Source organism: Aeromonas bestiarum (assembly GCF_028751155.1).
Lineage (GTDB): Bacteria > Pseudomonadota > Gammaproteobacteria > Enterobacterales > Aeromonadaceae > Aeromonas > Aeromonas bestiarum.
Genome location: NZ_CP064746.1, coordinates 3045054 through 3068116, shown reverse-complemented (window position 1 = coordinate 3068116; position 23063 = coordinate 3045054). Strand labels below are relative to the sequence as shown.

Here is a 23063-nt window from a genome sequence, read left to right as displayed (position 1 = left end):
GGGTTAGCTGATCCAGAGGTCTGACCTGTTGGATATGGCCCCTGTTGTAATTCATACGCACAAACTTATCAAGCTGTTTACAAGCTTGTTACCTTGGCTCTGTGATCGGCATAACGTCCTGCAGGCGGCATCTTGACGGGCGGGGGGGCGACTCCGGGATTGGCTTGTGCGACAATGACATCGCCCATATTTTGGAAGAGACATCATGTACCAAGAACTGATCCGCAATGAATTGACCGAAGCTGCCGGCGTGCTCCAGGCGTTCCTGGCAGATGAGCAGAATCTGAAAAACATTGAAGCCGCCGCCAGGCTGCTCGCCGACTCCTTCAAGCAGGAAGGCAAGGTGCTCTCCTGTGGCAACGGGGGCTCCCACTGCGATGCCATGCATTTTGCCGAAGAGCTGACCGGCCGCTATCGCGAGAACCGTCCCGGTTATGCCGGCATCGCCATCTCGGATCCCAGCCACCTCTCCTGCGTCTCCAACGACTTTGGCTACGACTATGTGTTCTCCCGTTATGTGGAAGCGGTCGGCCGTCGTGGTGACGTGCTGCTCGGTATTTCCACCAGCGGCAACTCAGGCAACATCCTCAAGGCCATCGAAGCCGCCCATGCCAAAGGCATGAAGGTGATCGCGCTGACCGGCAAGGATGGTGGCAAGATGGCGGGTCTGGCCGACGTCGAAATCCGGGTGCCGCACTTTGGCTATGCCGACCGCATTCAGGAAGTGCACATCAAGGTGATCCATATCCTGATCCAGCTGGTCGAAAAAGAGATGGCCAAGTAAGGCAGCATGTCCAGCCGGGATGTGCGAGCCTCTCCAGGCCATGTCCCGGTTGTGCCTGTCCGATAAGCGGCGGGATCGGCGGTGCTCTGCATCTGGCTGGTCCCGCTGATTGAAAAAGATGGCCCAGTAATTAAGGAGTCCGCTGCTTATGTGCGAACTGCTCGGCATGAGTGCCAATGTGCCGACCGACATCTGCTTCAGCTTTACCGGTCTGATGCTGCGCGGCGGCAAGACGGGGCCACACAAGGATGGCTGGGGGATCACCTTCTATGAGGGGAGGGGGTTTCGCACCTTCAAGGATCCCGAGCCCAGTGCCCAGTCACCGATAGCCAAGCTGGTACAGGCGTTGCCCATCAAGAGCCGCGCCGTGGTCAGTCATATCCGGCAGGCGAACCGCGGCTGCGTGTCGCTGGAAAATACCCATCCGTTCACCCGTGAACTGTGGGGCCGCTACTGGACCTTCGCCCACAATGGCCAGCTGACCGGTTACAAGCGACTCGCCACCGGGCGGCACCGCCCGGTGGGGGACACCGACAGCGAGCACGCATTTTGCTGGCTGCTCAACCGGCTGGAGCAGAAATATCCCAAGCGTCCTGCCAACTTCCCTGCCATGTTTCGCCATCTGGCCACCCTGTGCGACGAGTTGCGCGGACTCGGGGTATTCAACATGCTGCTGTCGGATGGGGAATTTGTGATGACCTATTGCAGCAACAACCTGTACTGGCTTACCCGGCGGGCGCCCTTTGGCGAGGCCAGGCTGCTGGATGAAGATGTGGCCATCGATTTCCAGAGTGAGACGACCCCGGATGACGTGGTGACCCTGATCGCGACCCGTCCGCTGACCGGCAATGAAGATTGGGTCAGGATGGCGCCAGGCGAGTTCAGCCTGTTTCGGCTGGGTGAGCGCGTATGCGGCAGTCAAGACCGGTAATCATCTGATTTAAATATAAAAAAATACCAGGGTAGAATCCTACCCTGGTTCTTCGCAGCAGCCATACAGGCAAAAGGGATGAGAGAGGTGTTGCTGAGTCGCATCATTCTCACGGCCTCCATTGTTATTTAAATGTTAATTTGCTGGCAACATTTATGTTTCAATCCGGCCTGCCTATCGCCACATTACTAGAACTGGATCACACTTTTCGTTTTGCGGCCGTTCGCCGCTCGACAAGCAGAAGGTGGGTGAGGGATGACGCTGTCGCGCCGGGCATCTATAGTATGTTCTGTTTGAATACCGCCAAATGAGGACTGAGGGATGGAATGGTTGGATCAGAAGGTGCTGCGACAGCTGGCGGAAGATATAGGCCAGGAGATGATGCCTGTGGTGATCTCGGTGTTTATCGAGGAAGTGGGAGAGCAGCTCGCCCAGCTGCGACCGCTCTATGAACGGCGGGACTGGCCTGCGCTAGCGCGGCTTGCCCACAGCATGAAATCCTCCTGCGGCAGCTACGGCGCCCAGCTCAGCTACCAGCAGGTGGTAGCACTGGAGCTGGCCTGCAAGCATGAAGATGCCGATGACGTCGCCCGGCTGCTGACCCAGCTGGAGCAATCCCTGCCCCAGGTGCTCTCTCACCTTGCCAACTACCACTGAGCTTGCTGCACAGCGGGGAACCAGCCGGTTCACCGCTGCGCGTAGCTGCCATCAGCGTTGATTGACCAGTTGCTGGATCACCCGATCCAGCGCCAGCTTGAGTTTCAGTCTGTCGTGGCGATGAGGGAGCTCGGCCTCACCCAGCTCGGCCTGGATCAGGCGGCTGGCCAACTCGGCCGGATACTCCCCTGTGGGCGCCAGAATGGCATCGACACGACCCGTACCGACCCGTGACTCCAGCCAGCGCCATTGGTTGATCAGACTCAGCTGACTGGCGGGGCCATTCTCGGCTACCAGATTGCAGATGAACACCAGCATGGCATCGCTCTCATTGATGGCTTGCGCCACCTCGGCCAGCAGCAGGGGCGGCATGATGGAGGTGAGGAAGCTGCCGGGCCCGAGTATAATCATGTCGGCCTGAGCCAGCGCCTGCACCGCTTCGCGAGTCGCCGGTACTTCCGGGCTCAGGCTCAGGGAGAGCGGTGGCGTATCGAGCTGATCGATGGAGACCTCTCCCAGGATCTGCTTGCCACAGACGGTGTGGGCGCACAGGTCGGTGGGAAATTCTGACATGGGTAACAATTGTGACTCTATTTTCAGCATGTCACTGATGAGCTTGATAGCATCAAGAGGGCGCACGCAGAGGTTGTCGAGCGCCAGCAGCATCAGGTTGCCGAGGTTGTGACCCGCCAGCTCACCGCGGCCGGCGAAGCGATATTCAAACAACAGACTGCCGATGCTGGGATCCGTCACCAGCTGATTGAGGCAGTTGCGCAGATCTCCCCAGGCGATACACTCCTGGCTCTTGCGCAGGCGCCCAGTGGATCCGCCATCGTCCGTGGTGGCGACTATGCCGGTCAGCCGCTGGCCGAGAAACGAGAGTGAAGAGAGCACGCGGCCCATGCCGTGGCCGCCACCGATGGCGACGACCCGGTCAAAGTCATTGATGTTTTTCTGCCACATGCAGCTGTCCTGTGGTTGGGCTCAATTGAGGGCCATTCTAGCCGATGAAATCAGATAATTGTTTGATAAAGGTATGATTTTTGCTTACCCCCAGCATCATGAACAACTAGGAGATGGTGTTGAACTTTCTGACGGCTCACTCTCTTGAAGAGACCTCCCTGCTGGCTGCCCGGCAGGTCAGTGAGCGGCTGCTCGCTCAATCGCCCCATTCCCCTTCGCTGTTATTGGTCTATTTTACCCAAGCTCATGATGCCGAGGAACTGCGTCGTCACCTCAAGCAGCAGTTTCCGACGACCCGACTGATAGGGTGCAGCTCCTGCGGCGGCGTCATGACCCAGGTTGGCCACCACGCCCGTCAGGGGATAGGGCTGGCGGTGGCCGCCCTCTACGATGACAAGGGAGCCTATGGGGTGGCGGGGCAGGCGGGGGATGAGGTGGATATTCGCCAGCTGTTGCGCGCCGCCATCGCCGATGGGGGGCGTCCCGGCGAGCTGCCTCAGCTCATACTGTTGCACGCCAGCCCGGGTCAGGAGGAGGCGATGCTGGCCAGTATCGAAGCCGAGCTGGGAACGACCGTCCCTGTCGTGGGAGGCTCGGCGGCCGACAACAGTGTCAGCGGCGATTGGCAGTTGTGCTGGGATGAGGGCAGTGCCCGCGAGGGAGTGGTGCTGGCTGTGCTCTATCCCGATTGCCAGCTGGCGTTCCAGTTTCATTCGGGCTATGTCCCGACCGAGCATCGCGGCACCATTACCGCCCTGGCAGGGCGCGAGATCCTCACCATAGATCATGAGCCCGCCGCCGAGGTCTACGCTCGCTGGACCGGGCGAACCACTGCCTGGCCTGTGGGGCCCATACTGCGGGATACCACTCTCTCGCCGCTGGCCCGCCAGGTGGGCACCCTGGACGACATGCCCTACTACAAGCTCTCCCATCCCGAGGCGGTGACAGAAGGTGGCGGATTGCGCCTCTTCACCGATACCCGGCTCGGCGAGCGGCTGCTGTTGATGTACAGCAGTCAGGAGGGGCTGCTGCAGCGCAGTCTGAATGCGACCCGCATCGAACCCGAGTACGGCATGACCGCCGAGATGCAGCCGTTCGGGGCCCTAGTGATCTTTTGTGCTGGTTGTCGCTTGGCTCTTGGTGATAGCTTATGCCAATTCGTCGATCAATTTCACACCCGGCTGGGGGAGATCCCCTTCATTACCCCGTTCACCTTCGGTGAGCAGGGGCGTCTGCCCCACGGTGAGCTGGCACACGGCAACCTGATGGTATCGAGCGTGATCTTCCTCGACAGCTGATATATGGCGCTGGAAACAAGATGATAGGTAATACGGAATTGGAAGCCCTGGGTGACAAGCTGCAGACCACGCTGGTGGAGCTGTTGCGTTGTCGGGAACGCGAGGCCAAGTACCGCCAGGAGTCGCAGACCCTGCTGTGCGGGGTCGCGACGCTGGCCGATGCCCAGACCCTGGAGCAGGTGCTGGACAGCCTCATCCAGGCGCTCAAGCCCTTCATCGGTTTCGAACATGCGGATGTGGTGGCCTGGGAAGCTGGTGGTGGCATCACCCACCTCAGTACCCAGGATGGCGAGGTGGGGCGCCGCTGGCAGCTGACCCCGCTCTTCTCTCGCGCCATCGAGGGGGAGACCCTGGTCATCTATGACCCGACCCAGTTGCCCGAGCTGGCGCCACTGGCCGATGTGGCCGGCTGGGCCAGCGTCATGATGACGGGGTTGCGCGCCCCCGGTTTCTCCGGCGTCCTCATCTGCCGTCATGCCGTGATGGGCACCTTCGATCTCAAGAGCAAGGCGGCGATGCAACGCTGCCGTCCGCTCATCTCCCAGGCGCTGGTCAACATCGCCTATCGGGCCCGCTTGCAGGAGCAGGTCGAGCTCAAGACGCTGGCGCTGCAGACCAGCGAGCAGCGTTTTCGCAGCTTTGCCGGCATGGCCTCCGACTGGTTCTGGGAGACGGACACGGAACACAGGCTCAGCTATGTGTCGGCGCCCGGCTATCAGGGGGATGTGAAAGCGCATCCACCCGGTCAGAGCCTCTACGATTACGTCTATGATCGGCGGGATCCCGAGTGGGGCAAGTACCGTCGTCTCATCGAGCTGCATCTGCCGGTGCGGGCGGTACGAGCCCAGGTCAGCCTGGCCAGGGGCCCCTGCTGGATGGAGATCAACGCCGAGCCCTGCTTTGACGCCGCCGGTGTCTTCATCGGCTATCGGGGCACGGCGCGGGATGTGGGCAACCAGATCCGCCGCGAGCAGGAGCTGGCCCGGGCACGGGATGAGGCTGAGGCGGCCAACCGTGCCAAGTCGCAGTTCCTGGCCATGATGACCCACGAGATCCGCTCCCCCATGAATGCGGTGCTGGGCATGCTGGATCTGTTGCAACATGCCCAGCTCGAGCCTCAGCAGCAGACCCTGCTCGGGCATGCCACCCACTCGGCCCGTCTGCTGCAGACCATCATCGACGATGTGCTCGATTTCTCGAAAATCGAATCCCATACCCTGGAGTTTCATTGCGAGACCCTGCTCCCCACCCAGCTGTGCCAATCCCTGATCGAACCGCTGCAAGAGCGCGCCAGGAGCAAAGGCATAGCCCTGCGCTGGCGGGTGGGTGAGGCGGTTCCGCCCCAGTTGCAGGGGGATCCGGTGCGGCTGTCGCAGGTGATCAGCAACCTGCTCGGCAATGCGGTGAAGTTCACCAGCCAGGGCAGCGTCTTGCTGCAACTGGACTGGCACGAGCAACGGCTGCGGGTGTCGGTGACCGATACCGGGATCGGCATCTCAGCCGAGGATCAGGCGCTCCTGTTCGAGCCCTTCTCCCAGGTTGACAGCTCGGCGACCCGCCGTTTCTCCGGGACCGGGCTGGGGCTGGCCATCAGCAAACGGCTGGTAGAGCTGATGGGCGGGGAGATCCGCCTGCAGAGCGCGCCCGGCCAGGGCAGCTGCTTCTGGTTCGAGCTGCCCGGCATGGCACTGCCGTGCGAGTGCAGCAGCCGGCCCGAGCCGGATCAATTGCCCATTCAGGATCTGGATGTGCTGGTGGTGGAAGACAGCCCGGTCAACCAGCTGGTGGTGTCCCTCATGCTGCAAAAACTGGTGAGCCGGGTGCGGCTCGCGGCCAATGGCCTGGAGGCGCTGGCCCAGGTGGCGGAGCAGCAGCCGGATCTCATCCTGATGGACATGCGGATGCCGCAGATGGATGGGCTGGAGGCGACTCGCCGCTTGCGAGAACTGGGCTGCAAGGTGCCCATAGTGGCCTTGACGGCCAATGCCATGGCCGAAGACAGGGCCCGTTGTCTGGCCCAGGGAATGGATGATTTTCTGGCCAAGCCCATCAGCCTGATGCGACTGAGAGAGTGCCTGCAGCGCCATATCAGCCCAGTGTTGCCGGATCGCAGGTAAAAAAAATGGTCAACCTGGGTGGTTGACCAATTCTTCAGCAAATACTGAAGAGAGCACGGGATAAATCGGGTTGTATGATTCTATATGAAAAAGTCGTGCCAACTTTTCAGAACCTGTTTATGCGGCTTGCGGCTGTGTTATTGCTTTTTATCGATCACCGCCGTTTGCAAAATGCGAAATTCTTATTTTCATTGTGGGAATATTCGCATTTTGCAATGTTCTCTTTGACTCACTGTGCGATCAGTCGGCGCAGGAATTGACGGGCCGCTTCGCTATTTTGTTTGGCAATCAACATCTGTTTTTCGTAGATGGGCATGGGCAGAATTTCGAGCCAGCGTTGGCAGAGCCAGGCCGCATCGTCAAACTGTTTGTCCGGGTAGAGCTCATCGAGCTCCGGATACTGCTCGAACACTTCCCGCAGCCGGGTGACCAGCGGTTTGTCACTGAAGTCTGAATGGGCGCTCGGCCAGTTGGGCAGCGCTTCGACCTTGGCCCGGCGCAATCCCATCTCGTCCGTTTCCATCTCATGGATGCAGAAACGTTCCATGCCGAGCACAGTGACGCCGAGCAGGCCGTCATTCAGGGTGTAGAAATCGGTCACCTTCACCCGGGTGCCGACCGGCAGTATGCGCCCGGACTTGCCCGTGGTGGTCGCCTCTTCCATCACTATGCCGAAACCCTGGTCATTGATGAATGACTCTTTGAGCATCTGCAGGTGGCGCGGTTCAAACAAACGCAGCGGAAGCTTGCCACCAGGCAGTATGTGGGAAGGCAAGGGGAACAATGCCAAGGGTTGAAGTTTCATGTTCCGTCCTCCATTGAGTAGTTGCTGAATAGGACAATGCAGCGACTGTGCCAGAGGATGAAAAAGGCCCCGGAATGGGGGTGTTAGTCTCCAAATTGAGTCTGAAATTTATTAATAATCAGATATTTATATTTTTATCTTTTTTTTCCAAGGTGATCCCGTAGTCAGCTGAATACGGCCGGATCCTGAGTACTCGCCCCCCGCTCTCTTTGCGTCCTGAATTGAAGCGCATCGCATCTTGCAAAGAGCCAAGTGCAAAATGCGCATGGCCGTTGCGGCGGCGTGCAAGCCGCGTCGCTGGCCTGAGTACAAGGTGTGAGCAGGCAGGGGAGTCCGGTTCGAGAAGCGAGAAGATAGAAGTGCGCCGCAGTGACGGATGCGGTGAATCGGCGGGTGAATTCCGCTTCCACACAAGCGGGAGTGTGTGGCCGCCCATCTTGCTTGTTGTGAGGTGAAGGGGGACGGGTCGGGTTTCGGGCGGATGTAGCGCAGATAAGGAAAGCCCCGACGATGCGGGGCTTTGGTTTTTTCTCAGTCTGGTCAAGGCATGAATAGAGCGAAGCAAGGCGCTGGGTTGCCTGCGTTCATCCACCTCTGCCAGCGCGTTAGTTACGCTGCTCCAGGTACATGACGGCCGCTTCCACGCGGCTCTGGGCCTCGAGTTTCTTCAGCAGACTCTTCACGTGTACCTTGACCGTGCCCTCGGAAATATGGAGCACGGAGGCGACCTGTTTGTTGGAGAGGCCCTTGGCAATCTCGCGCAGGATCTGCATCTCGCGACGGGTCAGGCTCTCCAGCTTCTGTTGCAGATGATCCAGCTCGTAGATGTTCTCCAGATAAGGGCGCAGCGGCTCGCTCAGGATCTGCTTGCCTGTCATCACGTCCGCCAGCTGGGCGAGCAACATCTCTGGCTCGGTATCCTTGAGCAGATAGCCATCGGCGCCGGCCTTGAGCAGGGCGACCACGTCCTGGCGGGCATCCGAGACGGTCAGGATCACCACCCGGGAGGTGACCTCTTCGGTGCGCAGCGCCTTGAGGGTATCCAGACCGGAGAGGCCTTTCATGTTGAGGTCGAGCAGGATCAGATCCGGTTCGGACTCCTTGGCCATGGCGACGGCGTCGGTGCCGTTGGACGCTTCACCGACCACCTCTATGTTCTCTTCCAGGGCCAGCAATTGCACAATCCCTTTGCGCATGAGGGGATGGTCATCCACGACCAGAACACTATATTTCATCTCGTCCATCAGGCATCTCTTGTTAGGCTGGTGGGAAAGGTCAGATGTACGCAGGTGCCTCTGGGCGGCTGCTCACTGATGGTCAGCAGACCATGCAACTTGCTGGCACGCTCATTCATGATGCTAAGGCCATAGTGGTTGACCGCCGAGCTTGCGATCCCTATTCCAACACCGTCATCTGAAATCTGAACCTGAATGTTACCATTGGCGAGGGTCTCACAGCTAACATCAATCACTTGCGCGTTGGCATGTTTGATGGCGTTGAGCACTGCCTCACGGATCAGCTGCAGGATATGGATATGCTGGCCCGCCTCCAGATCCGTATCGGCCAGACCGTAATGGAGCCCGATCTCGGCCTGGGTCTGTGGCTTGAGCTGTTCCAGCATCACCTTGATGGCTTCCCCCAAATTGGCGTCACCTATGCTGAGGCGGAAGGTGCCGAGCAGCTCGCGCAGCTGGGTGTAGGCGCTGCTGAGCCCCTCGTCGATCTGTTGCATGGCGGCCTCTGTCTTGGCGGATTCCCCCTTGGCGAAGGCGCGTTTGAGCAGGGTGGACTGGATCTTGAGATAGGAGAGCGCCTGGGCCAGCGAGTCGTGCAGCTCGCGGGCGATGACGGCTCTCTCTTCCATCAGCAGCAGCCGCTGATGTTGCAGCAGGGTCTGATCCTTGTGCAGCACCTGGGCCAGCAGCATGGAGAAGTTCTTCATCAGCCGCTCGTCTATGGGATGGCTGCTGATCACGTCAAGCCGGCCGTACTCCTGCTCATCCATCTGCAGATGAAAGCTCACCACTGAGTCGAGATCGCCGGGCCAGCCCTTGCGCCCCGTGATGTAGTCCGGCATGGCGTTGTGTTCGAAGCGGGTCAGCCGTATGTGGTCTATGTGCTGATGGGCCGCGGCCCGCTCCAGCAGCTTGAGCAGGGTGCGCCGGCTCAGCGGCGCCGCATGCAGCTTCTGGGCTGTGCTGTAGAGGAAGGATAGGGTGTCGTTGGCCTGCTGCAGCTTGGCGGTCTTCTCTTCCACCTTGCTCTCCAGCTCCCGATAAAGCTTGCCCAGCTCGTCGGCCATGGTGACGAAGGCACCCGACAACTCCCCCAGCTCGTTCTCGCAATGGGGGGGCAGGGTGAGATCGAACTCCTGGCGCTGGATCTGGCGGGCACAATAGACCAGCTGGTTGAGTGGTGCCACCACCTGCTGGCGGGTAAACCGCACGGTAAACCAGGCGATGGTGATGATGGAGAGCAGTCCCAGCCCCTCCGCCAGTGCCAGCATGCGCACCTTGAACTCCACGTGGTACTGCATCTGGTTGACGAAGTCGTCGATGGCCGCCACAAACTGCTCAGTGTTGTCTGTGTAGCGTCTGGGGGTGGCATTCTCGATGTGCTCGCGCATCACCTGCCATTGCAGCAACACCTCGCCATAGGTGCGACGCAGGGAGGCAGGGGTGATCCAGCGCTGGGTCTCCTGCAACTCGGCCGCATGCAGCGTCTGTTCAAACTGATCGAGTCGTCCCAGCACGGGCTGGCCCTGCTCTATCTCGTAGGCCATGCGGTAGGCCTGCATTCGCAGCGAACCCGACAGGTTGATCGCCTTGGCATCGGGTACCGAGTAGAACAGGGTCACCATGGCCACCACGGCGATCAGGCTCGCCATGAACAGAATGAGCACCATTGAGCGCCCGATGGCGCTGCTGACCGAATGCACTTTGAACCACTTTCCCATGCTGATCGTCTTCCTTCGCATCAGACAATAACCCCACAAAGTAGCATGGGAGTGTACTCCAACTTGTGCTAGCATCGAAAAACTAGATGAACTCCGAGCTGTTTTGCCTAAGTCCTTGCGATAGGGGAAAACCGCCGTCAGCCGATGTTCGAGCTGTAAGGGTCAGGAAAGAAATGCCCTGGCCTCCCGTATTTGGAAAGGTGTTTATGTCGCCACTGCAAGATGGTTTTTCCCGTCGTTTTTACTATTTGCGCCTGTCGGTTACCGATGTGTGCAATTTTCGTTGTACCTACTGTTTGCCCGACGGCTATCGTCCTCCGGACGGGAACAAAGAGGGGCGCAAGTCGTTTCTCTCGCTGGACGAGATCCGCCGCATTGTCTCGGGCTTCGCCGCCATGGGCACCCGCAAGGTGCGCCTGACCGGAGGCGAGCCCTCCCTGCGCCGGGACTTCACCGCCATCATAGAGACGGTGGCCAATACCCCTGGCATAGAGAAGGTGGCCATGACCACCAATGGCTACCGCTTGAAAGAGCGCGCCCAGGAGTGGTTCGATGCGGGCCTCACCGCCCTCAACGTCAGCGTCGACAGTCTGGATCCCCGTCAGTTTCACCAGATCACCGGTGAGAACAAACTGGCGGAGGTGATGGACGGGATCGAAGCGGCGCTGGCCGCCGGTTTCAAATCGGTGAAGATCAATGCGGTGCTGCTCAAGGGGCTCAATGACCATCAACTGGATGCGTTTCTGGCCTGGATCCGGCACAAGCCCATCGAGCTGCGTTTCATCGAGCTGATGCAGACCGGCGAGATGGATACCCTGTTTCAGAACCATCACGCCAGCGGTGACCTCATCAAGCAGCGGCTGCTCGAGAGTGGCTGGGTCCAGCAGTTGCGTGGTGCGGACGATGGTCCGGCCCAGGTCTTCATGCATCCTGAGTCAATGGGGGGCGTGGGGCTCATCATGCCCTACAGCAAGGATTTCTGTGCCGGTTGCAACCGGCTGCGGGTCTCCTCCGTGGGCAAGCTGCACCTGTGTCTGTTCGGTGACAACGGGGTGGAGCTGCGTGATCTGCTGGCGGCAGATAACCAGCAGGATGCACTGCAACAGCGCATTCGTGCCGCCCTCACCGGCAAGGCTGCATCCCATCGCTTGCACGAGGGCAATGCCGGCATGACCCCTCATCTGGCCTCCATCGGCGGCTAACTCTCAGGTGGGCTTGAAAAAATAGCCATCGATTAATAAGCAATCCTCAAATGGGGGTATTTTCACCTACCCCCCTTCTCTCTCTTGACGCCAAGGGTTTGATCCAGCGCAAGAATCCCCCCTGTTTATCTCCCTAGTGGTATATCCCTGACCTTGTCAGGGCCGCAATATACACCCACTCTTATAATAGGTATTGAAAATGCCTGTCATGGGACTCGCTCGTGCGCTATCAACCACCAGAAAGGAGTCGATATGCCGGATGGGGTCAACCTGTCGCGTCGTGGTCTGTTTCGAGGTCGCCTGACATCGAGCGACCCTCAGGTTCAGTTGCCCTGGTCAGTCTCCTGGCCCGAGTTCGTGGCCGACTGCACCCGCTGTGGCGATTGCCTGGCGGCCTGCCCGGAGCAGATCCTGATCAAGGGCGACGGTGGTTATCCTGCGGTGGATTTCCTGCGTGGCGAGTGCACCTTCTGCGGTGATTGCGTCACGGCCTGCAAGGCGCCGGTATTTCGTCCCATGACGGAGGCGCCCTGGCGATACATAGCCCATATTGAAGCCAGCTGTCTGGCCAGTACCCAGGTTTTCTGCCAGCGTTGCCAGGATAGCTGCGAAACCCGCGCGATCCGCTTTTCTCCCGTGCTGGGCCGGGTACCAACTCCCAGCATAGATGTCGCCTCGTGTACCGGCTGTGGCGCCTGCGTGATGGACTGTCCGGTGGGCAGCATCCGGGTCGGCGCACCCAAATCCGAGGATCCAACATGAGTCAGGATGTGTGTGAAGCAGGAGCCACAATGAACCAAGAGTTCCATGTATCGAGCCTGGTGGTGCTGACCCAGCCCTCCCTGCGTCACCAGCTCGCAGAACAGATAGCATCCCTTGAGGGGGCCGAGGTCCACGCCGTCAGTGAGATCGGCAAGCTGGTGGTGACCCTGGAAGGGCCAAGCCAGCGTCCCATCATGGATGCCATAGATGCGATAAATGCCATGCCGGGCGTGTTGTCCGCCGCCCTGATCTACCATCAGTTCGATGAGCTCGATGTCGAATGCAAGGAATAGAAACGCCGTGAGGGCGGGGCCGCGAGGTTCGCGATGCCCGATAAAAGCAATAAAGCGCCATGAAGCTGAGCCAGCGCGGCTCGTCACTATGGCTGTCATTGATGTGATTAAGCAATGTGAGGATATGTCATGAAGCTGAGTCGACGCGACTTTATGAAGGCCAATGCGGTGGCTGCTGCCGCGGCCGTGGCCGGAGTCAGTGCCCCCACGCTGGCGGCCAACCTGATCACCAGCACCGACAAGACCGCCATCACCTGGGACAAGGCGCCGTGCCGCTTCTGCGGTACCGGCTGTTCCGTGCTGGTGGGTTCCCAGAATGGGCGCGTCGTGGCGACCCAGGGCGATCCCGATGCACCGGTCAACCGTGGCCTGAACTGCATCAAGGGCTACTTCCTGTCCAAGATCATGTATGGCCAGGACAGGCTGACCCAGCCCATGCTGCGCATGACGGATGGCAAGTTCGACAAGAACGGTGACTTTGCCCCCATCAGCTGGGATCAGGCATTCGACATCATGGCCGAGAAGTTCAAGGCAACCCTGAAAGAGAAGGGGCCGACCGCCGTCGGCATGTTTGGCTCCGGCCAGTGGACAGTGTGGGAAGGCTACGCCGCCGCCAAGCTGATGAAGGCGGGGCTGCGGACCAACAACCTGGATCCCAATGCCCGTCACTGCATGGCCTCGGCCGTGGTGGGTTTCATGCGCACCTTCGGCATGGACGAGCCCATGGGCTGCTACGACGACATAGAGCAGGCCGACGCCTTCGTGTTGTGGGGCTCCAACATGGCCGAGATGCACCCTATCCTCTGGTCACGCATCTCGGATCGCCGTTTGTCCCATCAAGAGGTGCAGGTACACGTGCTCTCCACCTTCGAGCACCGCAGCTTCGAACTGGCCGACAACGGCATGGTGTTCACGCCGCAGACCGACTTGGCGATCCTCAACTACATAGCCAACTACATCATCCAGAACGACAAGGTGAACTGGGACTTTGTCAACAAGCACACAGTGTTCAAGAAGGGGGTCACCGACATCGGTTACGGCCTGCGCCCGACCGATCCGCTGCAGCAGAAAGCGAAGAACCCGGACAGCGGCGATGCCACTCCGATGACCTTCGAGGAGTTTGCCAAGTTCGTGGCAGATTACGATGTGGAGTCGGTTGCCAAGCTCTCCGGCGTCTCCAAAGACAAGCTCGAGAAGCTGGCCCAGCTCTATGCCGACCCGAGCAAGAAGGTGGTCTCCTACTGGACCATGGGCTTCAACCAGCACACCCGTGGCGTCTGGGCCAACAACCTCTGCTACAACATCCACCTGTTGACCGGCAAGATCTCCACCCCGGGCTCGGGTCCCTTCTCCCTGACCGGTCAGCCTTCTGCCTGCGGTACCGCGCGCGAAGTGGGCACCTTCGCCCACCGTTTGCCGGCCGACATGGTGGTGACCGAGCCCAAGCACCGCGCCATCGCCGAGAAGATCTGGAAACTGCCGGAAGGCACCATACCGGAGAAGGTGGGTTACCACGCCGTGCTGCAAAACCGCATGCTCAAAGACGGCAAGCTCAACGCCTACTGGGTGATGTGCAACAACAACATGCAGGCCGGCCCCAACATGAACGAAGAGGGGCTGCCCGGTTACCGCAACCCGGCCAACTTCATCGTGGTGTCCGACCCTTACCCGACCGTGACTGCCCAGGCCGCGGATCTCATCCTGCCCACCGCCATGTGGGTGGAGAAAGAGGGGGCCTATGGCAACGCCGAGCGCCGCACCCAGTTCTGGCACCAGCAGGTCAAGCCGCCGGAAGGGGCAAAGTCCGATCTGTGGCAGCTGATGGAGTTCGCCAAGCGCTTCACGGTGGAAGAGGTGTGGTCGGCCGAGCTTATCGCCAAGATGCCGGAAGTGAAGGGCAAGACCCTGTATGAGGTGCTCTACAAGAACGGTCAGGTCGATCAGTTCCCGAAAGAGCAGAGCAAGGGTGTCCTCAACGACGAGGCTGAACACTTCGGTTTCTACGTCCAGAAGGGGCTGTTCGAAGAGTACGCCAGCTTCGGCCGCGGTCATGGTCACGATCTGGCCCCCTTCGATCAGTATCACGAGGCGCGCGGTCTGCGCTGGCCCGTGGTGGATGGCAAGGAGACCCTGTGGCGCTACCGTGAAGGGTTCGACCCCTATGTGAAGGCGGGCGAGGGGGTGCGTTTCTACGGCAAGCCAGATGGCAAGGCGGTGATCTTCGCGCTGCCTTACGAGCCGGCCGCCGAGGCACCTGACAAAGAGTACGACATGTGGCTCTCTACCGGCCGCGTGCTGGAACACTGGCACACAGGCACCATGACCCGTCGCGTGCCCGAGCTCTATCGCGCCTTCCCGGATGCCGTGCTCTTCATGCACCCGGAAGATGCCAAGGCCCGCGGCGTGCGTCGTGGCGAAGAGGTGATCGTCTCCTCCCGTCGTGGCGAGGTGAAGACCCGGGTCGAGACCCGCGGCCGCAACCGTCCGCCCAAAGGCCTGGTGTTCATGCCCTTCTTCGACGCGAGCCAGCTGGTCAACAAGCTGACCCTGGACGCGACGGATCCGCTCTCCAAAGAGACGGATTACAAGAAGTGCGCCGTCAAGGTCGTCAAGGCATAAGGCGGGGGAGCGCGAGATGAGTCGTAGTCGGCGCCAGTTTCTGGCCGACATGGCCAAGGGGGCCTGCGGTGTGGGCCTGCTTGGTGTGGGGCTCGGCGGCATGGCGCACCAGCAGGTGCAAGCCGTGCCTGCCCAGGCGCTGCGCCCGCCAGCCGCCCTCGACGAGGCAGAGTTCCTCAGCGCCTGCGTGCGCTGCGGGCTCTGCGTCGAGGCCTGCCCCTACGACACTCTCAAGCTTGCCCGGCTGTTTGAACCCGTGACCACCGGCACCCCCTATTTTGATGCGCGGGCCGTGCCGTGCGAGATGTGTGACGACATCCCCTGCGTGGTGGCCTGCCCGAGCGGGGCGCTGGATCAAGGAATGACCGATATCGATCAGGCGCGCATGGGGGTGGCAGTGCTCATCGATCACGAGACCTGCCTCAACTACCTGGGGCTGCGCTGCGATGTCTGCTACCGGGTCTGCCCCTTGATTGACAAGGCGATCACTCTGGAGCTGCAGCACAATCAGCGCACCGGCAAGCACGCCATGTTTCTGCCCACAGTGCACAGCGACATCTGCACCGGCTGCGGCAAGTGCGAGCACGCCTGTGTGCTGGAGGAGTCTGCCATCAAGGTGGTACCCCGTCAGCTCGCCAAGGGGGAGCTGGGCCATCACTACCGGCTCGGCTGGGAAGAGAAGCGCAAGGCGGGCAAGTCGCTCATCGGTGATCGGCTCAGCCTGCCTACCCGCAAACCGGAGGGGCTATGAGTCGTTATCCGGGGGCGGAGGCTCGTGCGCGGCTCGGCTGGTGGCGGTCACATCGCTTCCTGCTGCTGCGGCGACTGACCCAGTGCTGCGTGCTGGGGCTGTTTCTGCTGGGGCCGCTGGCGGGCGTCTGGATCCTCAAGGGCAACCTCTCCAGCTCACTCTTGCTGGAGACGGTCCCGCTCACGGATCCCCTCACCCTGCTGCAGTCGGTGGCGGCGGGCCATTGGCCCATCACCACCCTCTGGCTGGGGGCGGCCCTGGTGCTGCTGGGGTACTGGCTGGTCGGGGGGCGGGTGTTCTGCTCCTGGGTCTGTCCGGTCAACCTCATCACGGATGCCGCCGCCTGGGTCAGGGCCCGGCTTGGCCTCAAGGGCAACGGTCAGTTCAACCGCAATACGCGCTACTGGCTGCTGGCCATGGTGCTGGTGGCCCCGGCCATCGCGGGTGTGCTGGTGTGGGAGCTGGTCAATCCGGTCTCGCTCGCCCTGCGCGGTCTGCTGTTTGGCATGGGGGCTGGGTGGGCCTTGCTGGCGGTGCTCTTCCTGTTCGACCTCTTTGTGGTGGAGCGGGGCTGGTGTGGTCATCTCTGCCCTGTGGGAGCCTTCTATGCCCTGGTCAACCGGGTCGGGTTCATCAAGATTTCTGCCAGGGGGCGTGAGCGGTGCAGCAACTGCATGGATTGTTATGCGGTCTGCCCCGAGCGTCCCATTCTGCGCGGCCCCGTTCACGGTGCCAAGCGTGGTCACGGGCCCTTGATTGTGGCTCAAGAGTGTACCAACTGCGGCCGTTGCATTGATGTCTGCGCGGAGCAAGTTTTTGAAATCACTGTAGGTTTTGCCGTCAAGGCTGATAAAACGTCGGAGAACAGATAATGAAAAAGCTGATTGGAGCAATGCTGGCCTGCCTGGTGGCGGGGTCCTTGATGGCAGCACAGAATCCCGAAATCACGACGGAGACCGGTGGCATCAAGTCTGAACGGGGCACCACGGATCTCGGGACCGAGGCCGAAGCCGCCCCCATGAAGAACTTTCGCAAGGATGGCGACCTCTACGATCGCCAGTACATGCATCAGCCACCGCTGATCCCCCACGACACCCGCAACTATGAAGTGGACAACAAGGTCAACAAGTGCCTGGCCTGTCACAGCTTCAAGAATGCCAGCAAGATGAAGGCCCCCAAGATCAGCCCGACTCACTTCGAGACCCGTGACGGCATGACCTTGGGTGAGGTCTCGCCGCGTCGCTACTTCTGCCTGCAGTGCCACGTGCCGCAAACGGATGCCAAGCCGCTGGTGGAAAATACGTTTAAACCGGTTGAAGCGCTGAACTGAGGAACCCATAGATGAAATTACCTGGTTTTGTGCAACGACTGTGGACCACCTTCAAGTCTCCCTCCAAGGCCGCCCTCTGGGTGTTGCTGATGATGGGCTTCTTTGGCGGGGTCATCTTCTGGGGCGGTTTCAACACCGCCATGGAAGCCTCCAACACCGAGAAGTTTTGTACCGGTTGTCACGAGATGAAGGACAACGTGTTCGTGGAGTATCGCGACACCATCCACTACGCCAACCGTTCCGGCGTGCGCGCCAGCTGCCCGGATTGCCACGTGCCCCACGAATGGACCTACAAGATCATTCGCAAGGTGCAGGCGTCCAAGGAGCTGTGGGGCATGCTGACCGGCAAGGTGGATACCCGCGAGAAGTTCGAGAGCCACCGCCGCGAGATGGCCGAGCGGGAGTGGAAGCGCATGAAGGACACGGATTCGAGGGAGTGTCGCAACTGCCACAACTTCGAGTACATGGACTTCTCCCTGCAAGGCAAGCGGGGGGCCCAGATGCACTCCACCAGTCTGGCCAGTGGCGAGAGCACCTGCATTGACTGTCACAAGGGCATAGCTCACCAACTGCCTGACATGACAGGGGTGAAGGGCTTCTAAGGTAGCCAGATCCAGGCCGGGCTTGCCCGGCCTGTTCATATTGCAGCCAACCGCGCCAAAACGGCATTTGCGTGCCCTTTAAATCCCCCCTCTGGCACGAGTTTTGGTAGAATCGGGCCGCCGTGAGTCGCAGCGAGTGACCATGTGGTAAGGGTCATGCCTGCGCAGGTATGGATCACCTCCCGGATCAAACGCTGCACACCAGGATCCTGGCTACTCTCTTCTTCTCTTTTCTCACGGTCCTTTGTTATCAGGAGCTGCCCATGGGACAGAACATGACCGCATTCATTCCCCTCAAGATCGCCGTGTTGACGGTCTCCGACAGTCGTACCAGCGCCAATGACAGCTCGGGCGACTATCTGGTCTCGGCCGTGACCGACGCCGGTCACCAGCTGGCCGATCGGGCCCTGCTCGCCGACAACCTCTATCAAGTTCGCTCCCGGGTCAGCCAGTGGATCGCCGATGAGGGCATCCAGGTGGTGCTGATCAATGGCGGCACGGGTTTCACCGACCAGAACTGGGTGCCGGAGGCGGTCGGCGTCTTGTTTGACCGCACCGTCAAGGGCTTTGGCGAGTTGTTCCGTCAGCTCTCGTTTGCCGAGATCGAAGGTTCGGCCATGCAGAGCCGTGCCCTGGCCGGGCTCGCTAACCGCACCCTGGTCTGCTGTCTGCCCGGTTCTCCCGGCGCCTGCCAGCTGGGCTGGGAGCAGCTCATCCGGGATCAGCTCGATGCCCGTACCCAGCCCTGCAACTTCGTGACCCATCTCTGAGTCACGAGCCATGGATCCCAGCACTCTTTCAGCCTTCAAGGGGAACCTGATGAACCTGACCCATCTCAACCAAAGCGGCGAAGCCCACATGGTGGACGTGACCGACAAGCAGGTCACCGAACGTGAGGCCCGCGCCGAGGCTTTCGTCGCCATGGCACCTGAAACCCTGGCGCTGATCCTGAGCGGTCAGCACCACAAGGGGGACGTGTTCGCCACCGCCCGCATCGCCGGCATCATGGCGGCCAAGAAAACGGCGGATCTCATCCCCCTTTGCCACCCCCTGGCCCTTACCCGGGTGGAGGTGGAGATTGAACCTCTGCCGGCGCACAATAGGGTCCATATTCGCACCCTCTGCAAACTCTCCGGCAAGACAGGGGTGGAGATGGAGGCGCTGACCGCAGCCTCGGTGGCGGCGCTGACCATCTACGACATGTGCAAGGCGGTGCAAAAGGACATGGTGATCGAACAGGTGCGACTGGTGGAGAAAAAGGGCGGCAAGTCCGGCCACTTTCAGTTGGGCGCGAATGCAGGGGAGCAGGCATGATCAAGGTACTGTTTTTTGCGCAAGTAAGAGAGCTGGTGGCCTGTGACGAACTGAGCCTGCCCTGCGACTGCGCCACCGCCGAGCAGTTGCGGGAGGCCCTGTGTGAGCGTGGTGACAAGTGGGCACTGGCGCTGGAGGCGGGCAAATTGCTGGTCGCGGTCAACCAGACACTGGTACCCCTCGATACCCCCATCAATGATGGCGATGAAGTGGCCTTCTTCCCCCCCGTGACCGGAGGCTGAGGATGAGCGAGATAACGACCGTGGATCGCACCACTGAGCTGTGGGACTGGGATGAGGCCGCCTTCTTCCCTCTCCTTCCAGTCACGACCGGAGGCTGAGCCATGTCTCAAGCAACTACGACGCCCATAGATCGCATCCTGGTGCAGCGGGAAGACTTCTCACTAGCCGATGAGTATGCCCGTCTCGCCACCCGCGCCGACAGTGGCGCCATCGTCACCTTCGTGGGCAAGGTGCGCGACTTCAATCAGGGGGAGGAGGTGAAGGGGCTGGCCCTCGAGCACTATCCCGGCATGACCGAGAAGGCGCTGGCCGACATAGTGCAGGAGGCCCGCCGCCGCTGGCCGCTGCAGGAGTGCACCCTCATTCACCGCATCGGCGAGTTGCTGCTCGGCGATCAGATAGTGCTGGTGGCGGTGAGCAGTGCCCACCGCGATGCCGCGTTTGATGCCTGTCACTTCATCATGGATTTTCTGAAAACCCGGGCACCGTTCTGGAAAAAAGAGCTGACCGCCGAGGGGATTCAACGCTGGGTCGAGGCCAAGGAGAGCGACAGCGCTGCCGCCGCCCGCTGGAAGATTTGACCTGTTCATCGTAGGGGCTCAGGTTCAACGGGAACCTTGCCCCTGTTTTCGGGCCTGGTGAGACCAGACCCACATCAGGAGGAAGGGAATGAAACCGTTGTTATCTGTTGTCATTGCAGGCGTCTGTGCCGCGGCGCTGAACCCCATTGCCGTACAAGCCGACGAGGTGAAGGTGGCCGTGGCCGCCAACTTCAAGGGCACCATAGAGCGCATCGGCAAGGAGTTCACCGCCAAGACCGGCCACAGCGTCATCATCAGCTCTGCCGCCACCGGCGTGCTCTACACCCAGATCAGTCACGGCGCGCCGTTCGATCTCTTCCTCTCCGCCGATGTGGCCACCCCCGAGAAGCTGGAGAAGGAGGGCAAGGGCAGCGATCGTTTCACCTATGCCATCGGCCAGCTGGGCTTGTGGAAGAAGGGCGGCCCAGCCCCCGACGAGGCGAGCCTGCGCAGCTGGAAAGGCAACCTCGCCATCGCCAATGCCCGTACCGCTCCCTATGGCGCTGCCGCCATGGCGACCCTGGAGAGCCTCAAGATCGATCCCAAACAGTACCGTCTGCTGACCGGCGCCAACATAGGCCAGACCTGGCAGTTCGTCGATACCGGCAACGCCGAGCTGGGCTTCGTCGCCTGGGCCAACCTGGTGGAGGCGGGCAAGACAGGCGAAGCCTGGGCTGTGCCGAACAAGCTGTATCCGGCCATCGAACAGCAGGGGCTGGTGCTGAAGAAGGGCGCCGCCGTCGAGGCGCTGGTCGCCTGGCTCAAGGGACCGGGTCAGGCGCAGATCAAGGCCGCGGGCTATGCCCTGCCCCAATAAGGACATGAGCCTGATGCGCAACCAGGAGTGGTCGGCCTTGGGGTCGACCACGCTTTGCCATGAGGATGCACACCATGTCGTTGGCTGATCCCAACCGGGAGCTTGGCGATGAATAAAAGGGATCTGCTGGCGATGACCTGCCTGACTCAGGGTCAGGTCTATCGGGGGATCTGCTCATTCGCAGTGTCTGGTGCTGAACCTGGCGTTGGGAGTGAGTTCGATGAGTGAAGGGGATCTGCAGGCCATCTGGCTCACCCTGAAGCTGGCGGCCAGCACTACCGGCATCCTATTGCTGCTGTCGCCGCCGCTGGCTTGGTGGCTGTCCCGCAGCCAGAACAAGCTGCGGCCCTTGGTGGAGGCGCTGGTGGCCCTGCCTCTGGTGCTGCCCCCCACGGTACTCGGTTTCTATCTGCTGCTCGCCTTCTCACCCTCATACGGCCTAGGTGCCTGGTGGCGTGACACCTTTGGCGCACCGCTTGCCTTCAGCTTTCTCGGTCTGCTGCTGGCCTCCATCCTCTACTCGCTCCCCTTCGTGGTGCAGCCGCTCACCTCTGCTTTCGTCAACATGGGCAACAAGGAGCTGGAAGCTGCCGCCACCCTGGGGCTCGGGCCGCTGGAGCGCTTCTTTCACATCATTTTGCCGATGACGCTGCCCAGCTTCGTGATGGCGGCGGCCCTTGGCTTTGCCCACACCCTGGGGGAGTTTGGCGTTGTGCTGATGATCGGCGGCAACATCCCGGGGGAGACCCAGGTGCTCTCCATCGCCCTGTTTGATCATGTGGAGGCGATGGATTACCAAAACGCCCATATTCTGGCTGGCGGCCTGATGGGCTTCTCGTTGGTGATGCTGGTGCTGGTCTATGGCGTATTGCAGCGCCGGCAACGGAGGCTGTTCGGATGAACCCGCCAGCCAATATGTCTCAGGGTCACGCCCTGCACCGCCAGTCCCTGCAACTTAATGCCAGGCGCGAGTTTGGCGCCTTTACCCTCGACTGCGAACTGGCCCTCGAGCCGGGGGGTATTCTCGGCCTGTTCGGCCCCTCCGGCTGCGGCAAGAGCACACTGCTGCGCATCATGGCCGGGCTGGATCGCCAGAGCGGCGATCGCCTGTGGTGGCGAGGACGTGAACTGGCCGATCTGCTGCCCGAAGCGCGTCGCATCGGACTGGTGTTTCAGGATTCGCGGCTCTTCCCCCATCTGAGCGTGCTGGGCAATCTGCAGCTGGCGGCCCGCAAGGGGCGAGGGCGCTGGCAGCCAGAGGCGCTGGCGGCGCGACTCGGCTTTGCCGAGTTGCTGGCGCAGCCGGCTCATGGCCTCTCCGGCGGCCAGCGCCAGCGGGTGGCACTGGGGCGGGCCCTGTTGGCTGAGCCCGATCTGCTGCTGCTGGATGAGCCTTTTTCTGCGCTGGACAGGCGTAGCCGCATTCATCAGGCCCACGTGCTCAAGGGGTTGCAGCAGGAGAGTGGCATCCCCATGATCTTCGTCAGCCACGCCATGGAAGAGGTGAGCCTGCTCTGCGATCAGCTGGTGTTGCTGGAGGGCGGCCGGGTGGAGGCGCAGGGGCGGCCGAGCGAGATCTTCGCTCGCACCGATCTCTCGCTCGCCAGTCGCGACGATGCCGGTGTTATGCTGGATGCCACCCTGGCCCACTACGATGACGACGAGCAGATGGCGACCCTGCAGCTCGGCGAGCAGCGCCTGCGGGTCACCATGAATCATGTGCCGGACGAGCGCGGCCCCTTGCAGATCAAGGTGGCGGGGCGGGACGTGGTGATCGCCACCGCCCCCATAGAGCACTCCAGCCTCTCCAACTGCCTCGTCACTCGCTTGCTGGCGGTGCGCGAGGTGCGCCCCGGCCAGACCCTGTTGCAGTTGGCGCTGGGGGAGCAGATACTGCTGGCCCGGATCACCAGCCGTTCCGCCACCCGGCTGGCGCTGGCGCCGGAGCAGCAGATATACGCCTATATCAAGGCGGTCAGTCTGGTCAGCGAAGGCTGAGTCGGCGTCGTTCTGGTACATTGTGGAACGGCATCCCTGGT

General features: G+C 61.0%; 24 protein-coding genes and 1 riboswitch. Of the genes, 20 read left to right on the top strand and 4 right to left on the bottom strand.

Annotated elements, in window-relative coordinates:
• Positions 1-205: 205 nt before the first annotated feature.
• The 3 genes from lpcA (at position 206) to IU367_RS14180 (ending at position 2372) form a co-directional block, all read left to right on the top strand.
• On the top strand, positions 206-784 hold the full coding sequence (lpcA, locus tag IU367_RS14190) for a D-sedoheptulose 7-phosphate isomerase (protein ID WP_042872411.1): 579 nt from the start codon (positions 206-208) through the stop codon (positions 782-784).
• A 148-nt stretch (positions 785-932) separates the two neighbouring features.
• Positions 933-1715, top strand: a complete 783-nt coding sequence (locus tag IU367_RS14185; protein ID WP_274452231.1) for a class II glutamine amidotransferase — start codon at positions 933-935, stop codon at positions 1713-1715.
• Positions 1716-2036: 321 nt separating this feature from the next.
• The gene (locus IU367_RS14180; protein WP_043138484.1) at positions 2037-2372 is read left to right on the top strand and encodes an Hpt domain-containing protein; all 336 of its coding nucleotides are present in this window, start codon (positions 2037-2039) and stop codon (positions 2370-2372) included.
• A 51-nt stretch (positions 2373-2423) separates the two neighbouring features.
• Here IU367_RS14180 and IU367_RS14175 read toward each other — a convergent pair whose 3' ends face one another.
• The gene (locus IU367_RS14175) at positions 2424-3335 is read right to left on the bottom strand and encodes a gluconeogenesis factor YvcK family protein (RefSeq protein ID WP_043138482.1); all 912 of its coding nucleotides are present in this window, start codon (positions 3333-3335) and stop codon (positions 2424-2426) included.
• A gap of 113 nt (positions 3336-3448) precedes the next feature.
• Here IU367_RS14175 and IU367_RS14170 point away from each other — a divergent pair, with 113 nt between their 5' ends.
• Positions 3449-4633: an FIST signal transduction protein gene (locus IU367_RS14170; RefSeq protein ID WP_103471906.1), complete on the top strand. Its 1185-nt coding sequence runs from the start codon at positions 3449-3451 to the stop codon at positions 4631-4633.
• Positions 4634-4653: 20 nt separating this feature from the next.
• Positions 4654-6750 carry a hybrid sensor histidine kinase/response regulator gene (locus IU367_RS14165; RefSeq protein ID WP_274452230.1) on the top strand — a complete coding sequence of 699 codons (2097 nt, stop codon included), beginning with the start codon at positions 4654-4656 and terminating at the stop codon, positions 6748-6750.
• Positions 6751-6979: 229 nt separating this feature from the next.
• Here the strand turns inward: IU367_RS14165 and IU367_RS14160 are convergent, their stop codons facing one another.
• The 3 genes from IU367_RS14160 to narQ all read right to left on the bottom strand — a co-directional run bounded on the left by IU367_RS14160 (position 6980) and on the right by narQ (position 10511).
• Complete coding sequence (locus tag IU367_RS14160; protein ID WP_042872396.1) at positions 6980-7555, bottom strand: LON peptidase substrate-binding domain-containing protein; 576 nt, start codon at positions 7553-7555, stop codon at positions 6980-6982.
• A gap of 605 nt (positions 7556-8160) precedes the next feature.
• Complete coding sequence (gene narL / locus IU367_RS14155; protein WP_011705476.1) at positions 8161-8799, bottom strand: two-component system response regulator NarL; 639 nt, start codon at positions 8797-8799, stop codon at positions 8161-8163.
• Entirely contained in the window at positions 8799-10511 is a 1713-nt protein-coding gene (gene narQ, locus IU367_RS14150; RefSeq protein ID WP_043138475.1) for a nitrate/nitrite two-component system sensor histidine kinase NarQ, read from the bottom strand. Before narQ ends, narL begins: the two co-directional genes overlap by 1 nt.
• A gap of 79 nt (positions 10512-10590) precedes the next feature.
• A riboswitch (molybdenum cofactor riboswitch) is annotated at positions 10591-10730 on the top strand.
• On the opposite strand from narQ, the gene moaA reads away from it, so the two are divergent.
• The 15 genes from moaA (at position 10718) to modC (ending at position 23022) form a co-directional block, all read left to right on the top strand.
• Positions 10718-11713, top strand: a complete 996-nt coding sequence (moaA, locus tag IU367_RS14145; protein ID WP_042872387.1) for a GTP 3',8-cyclase MoaA — start codon at positions 10718-10720, stop codon at positions 11711-11713. It overlaps the preceding riboswitch by 13 nt.
• Positions 11714-11965: 252 nt before the next feature.
• On the top strand, positions 11966-12475 hold the full coding sequence (gene napF, locus IU367_RS14140) for a ferredoxin-type protein NapF (RefSeq protein WP_274452229.1): 510 nt from the start codon (positions 11966-11968) through the stop codon (positions 12473-12475).
• 29 nt (positions 12476-12504) lie between these two features.
• Positions 12505-12768: a chaperone NapD gene (locus IU367_RS14135; protein ID WP_043138469.1), complete on the top strand. Its 264-nt coding sequence runs from the start codon at positions 12505-12507 to the stop codon at positions 12766-12768.
• Positions 12769-12897: 129 nt separating this feature from the next.
• On the top strand, positions 12898-15387 hold the full coding sequence (gene napA, locus IU367_RS14130) for a nitrate reductase catalytic subunit NapA (protein ID WP_274452228.1): 2490 nt from the start codon (positions 12898-12900) through the stop codon (positions 15385-15387).
• A 16-nt stretch (positions 15388-15403) separates the two neighbouring features.
• Positions 15404-16138, top strand: a complete 735-nt coding sequence (gene napG, locus IU367_RS14125) for a ferredoxin-type protein NapG (RefSeq protein ID WP_274452227.1) — start codon at positions 15404-15406, stop codon at positions 16136-16138.
• A complete protein-coding gene (gene napH / locus IU367_RS14120; protein WP_274452226.1) occupies positions 16135-17010 on the top strand; it encodes a quinol dehydrogenase ferredoxin subunit NapH in 876 nt (291 codons plus the stop codon). Before napG ends, napH begins: the two co-directional genes overlap by 4 nt.
• Complete coding sequence (locus tag IU367_RS14115) at positions 17010-17468, top strand: nitrate reductase cytochrome c-type subunit (protein ID WP_043138461.1); 459 nt, start codon at positions 17010-17012, stop codon at positions 17466-17468. The genes napH and IU367_RS14115 overlap by 1 nt, the downstream gene beginning before the upstream one ends.
• Positions 17469-17479: 11 nt before the next feature.
• Entirely contained in the window at positions 17480-18070 is a 591-nt protein-coding gene (locus IU367_RS14110) for a cytochrome c3 family protein (protein WP_043138459.1), read from the top strand.
• Between the two features lie 263 nt (positions 18071-18333).
• Complete coding sequence (gene moaB / locus IU367_RS14105; protein WP_043138457.1) at positions 18334-18840, top strand: molybdenum cofactor biosynthesis protein B; 507 nt, start codon at positions 18334-18336, stop codon at positions 18838-18840.
• Positions 18841-18889: 49 nt separating this feature from the next.
• A complete protein-coding gene (gene moaC, locus IU367_RS14100) occupies positions 18890-19384 on the top strand; it encodes a cyclic pyranopterin monophosphate synthase MoaC (protein WP_274452225.1) in 495 nt (164 codons plus the stop codon).
• Positions 19381-19626, top strand: coding sequence for a molybdopterin synthase sulfur carrier subunit (gene moaD, locus IU367_RS14095; protein ID WP_274452223.1), 246 nt, complete (start codon positions 19381-19383; stop codon positions 19624-19626). The genes moaC and moaD overlap by 4 nt, the downstream gene beginning before the upstream one ends.
• Before the next feature lie 101 nt (positions 19627-19727).
• The gene (gene moaE, locus IU367_RS14090; RefSeq protein ID WP_274452222.1) at positions 19728-20207 is read left to right on the top strand and encodes a molybdopterin synthase catalytic subunit MoaE; all 480 of its coding nucleotides are present in this window, start codon (positions 19728-19730) and stop codon (positions 20205-20207) included.
• 88 nt (positions 20208-20295) lie between these two features.
• Complete coding sequence (modA, locus tag IU367_RS14085; protein WP_274452221.1) at positions 20296-21024, top strand: molybdate ABC transporter substrate-binding protein; 729 nt, start codon at positions 20296-20298, stop codon at positions 21022-21024.
• Between the two features lie 220 nt (positions 21025-21244).
• On the top strand, positions 21245-21925 hold the full coding sequence (gene modB, locus IU367_RS14080; protein ID WP_043138440.1) for a molybdate ABC transporter permease subunit: 681 nt from the start codon (positions 21245-21247) through the stop codon (positions 21923-21925).
• Entirely contained in the window at positions 21922-23022 is a 1101-nt protein-coding gene (gene modC, locus IU367_RS14075; RefSeq protein ID WP_274452220.1) for a molybdenum ABC transporter ATP-binding protein, read from the top strand. The genes modB and modC overlap by 4 nt, the downstream gene beginning before the upstream one ends.
• Positions 23023-23063 lie beyond the last annotated feature (41 nt).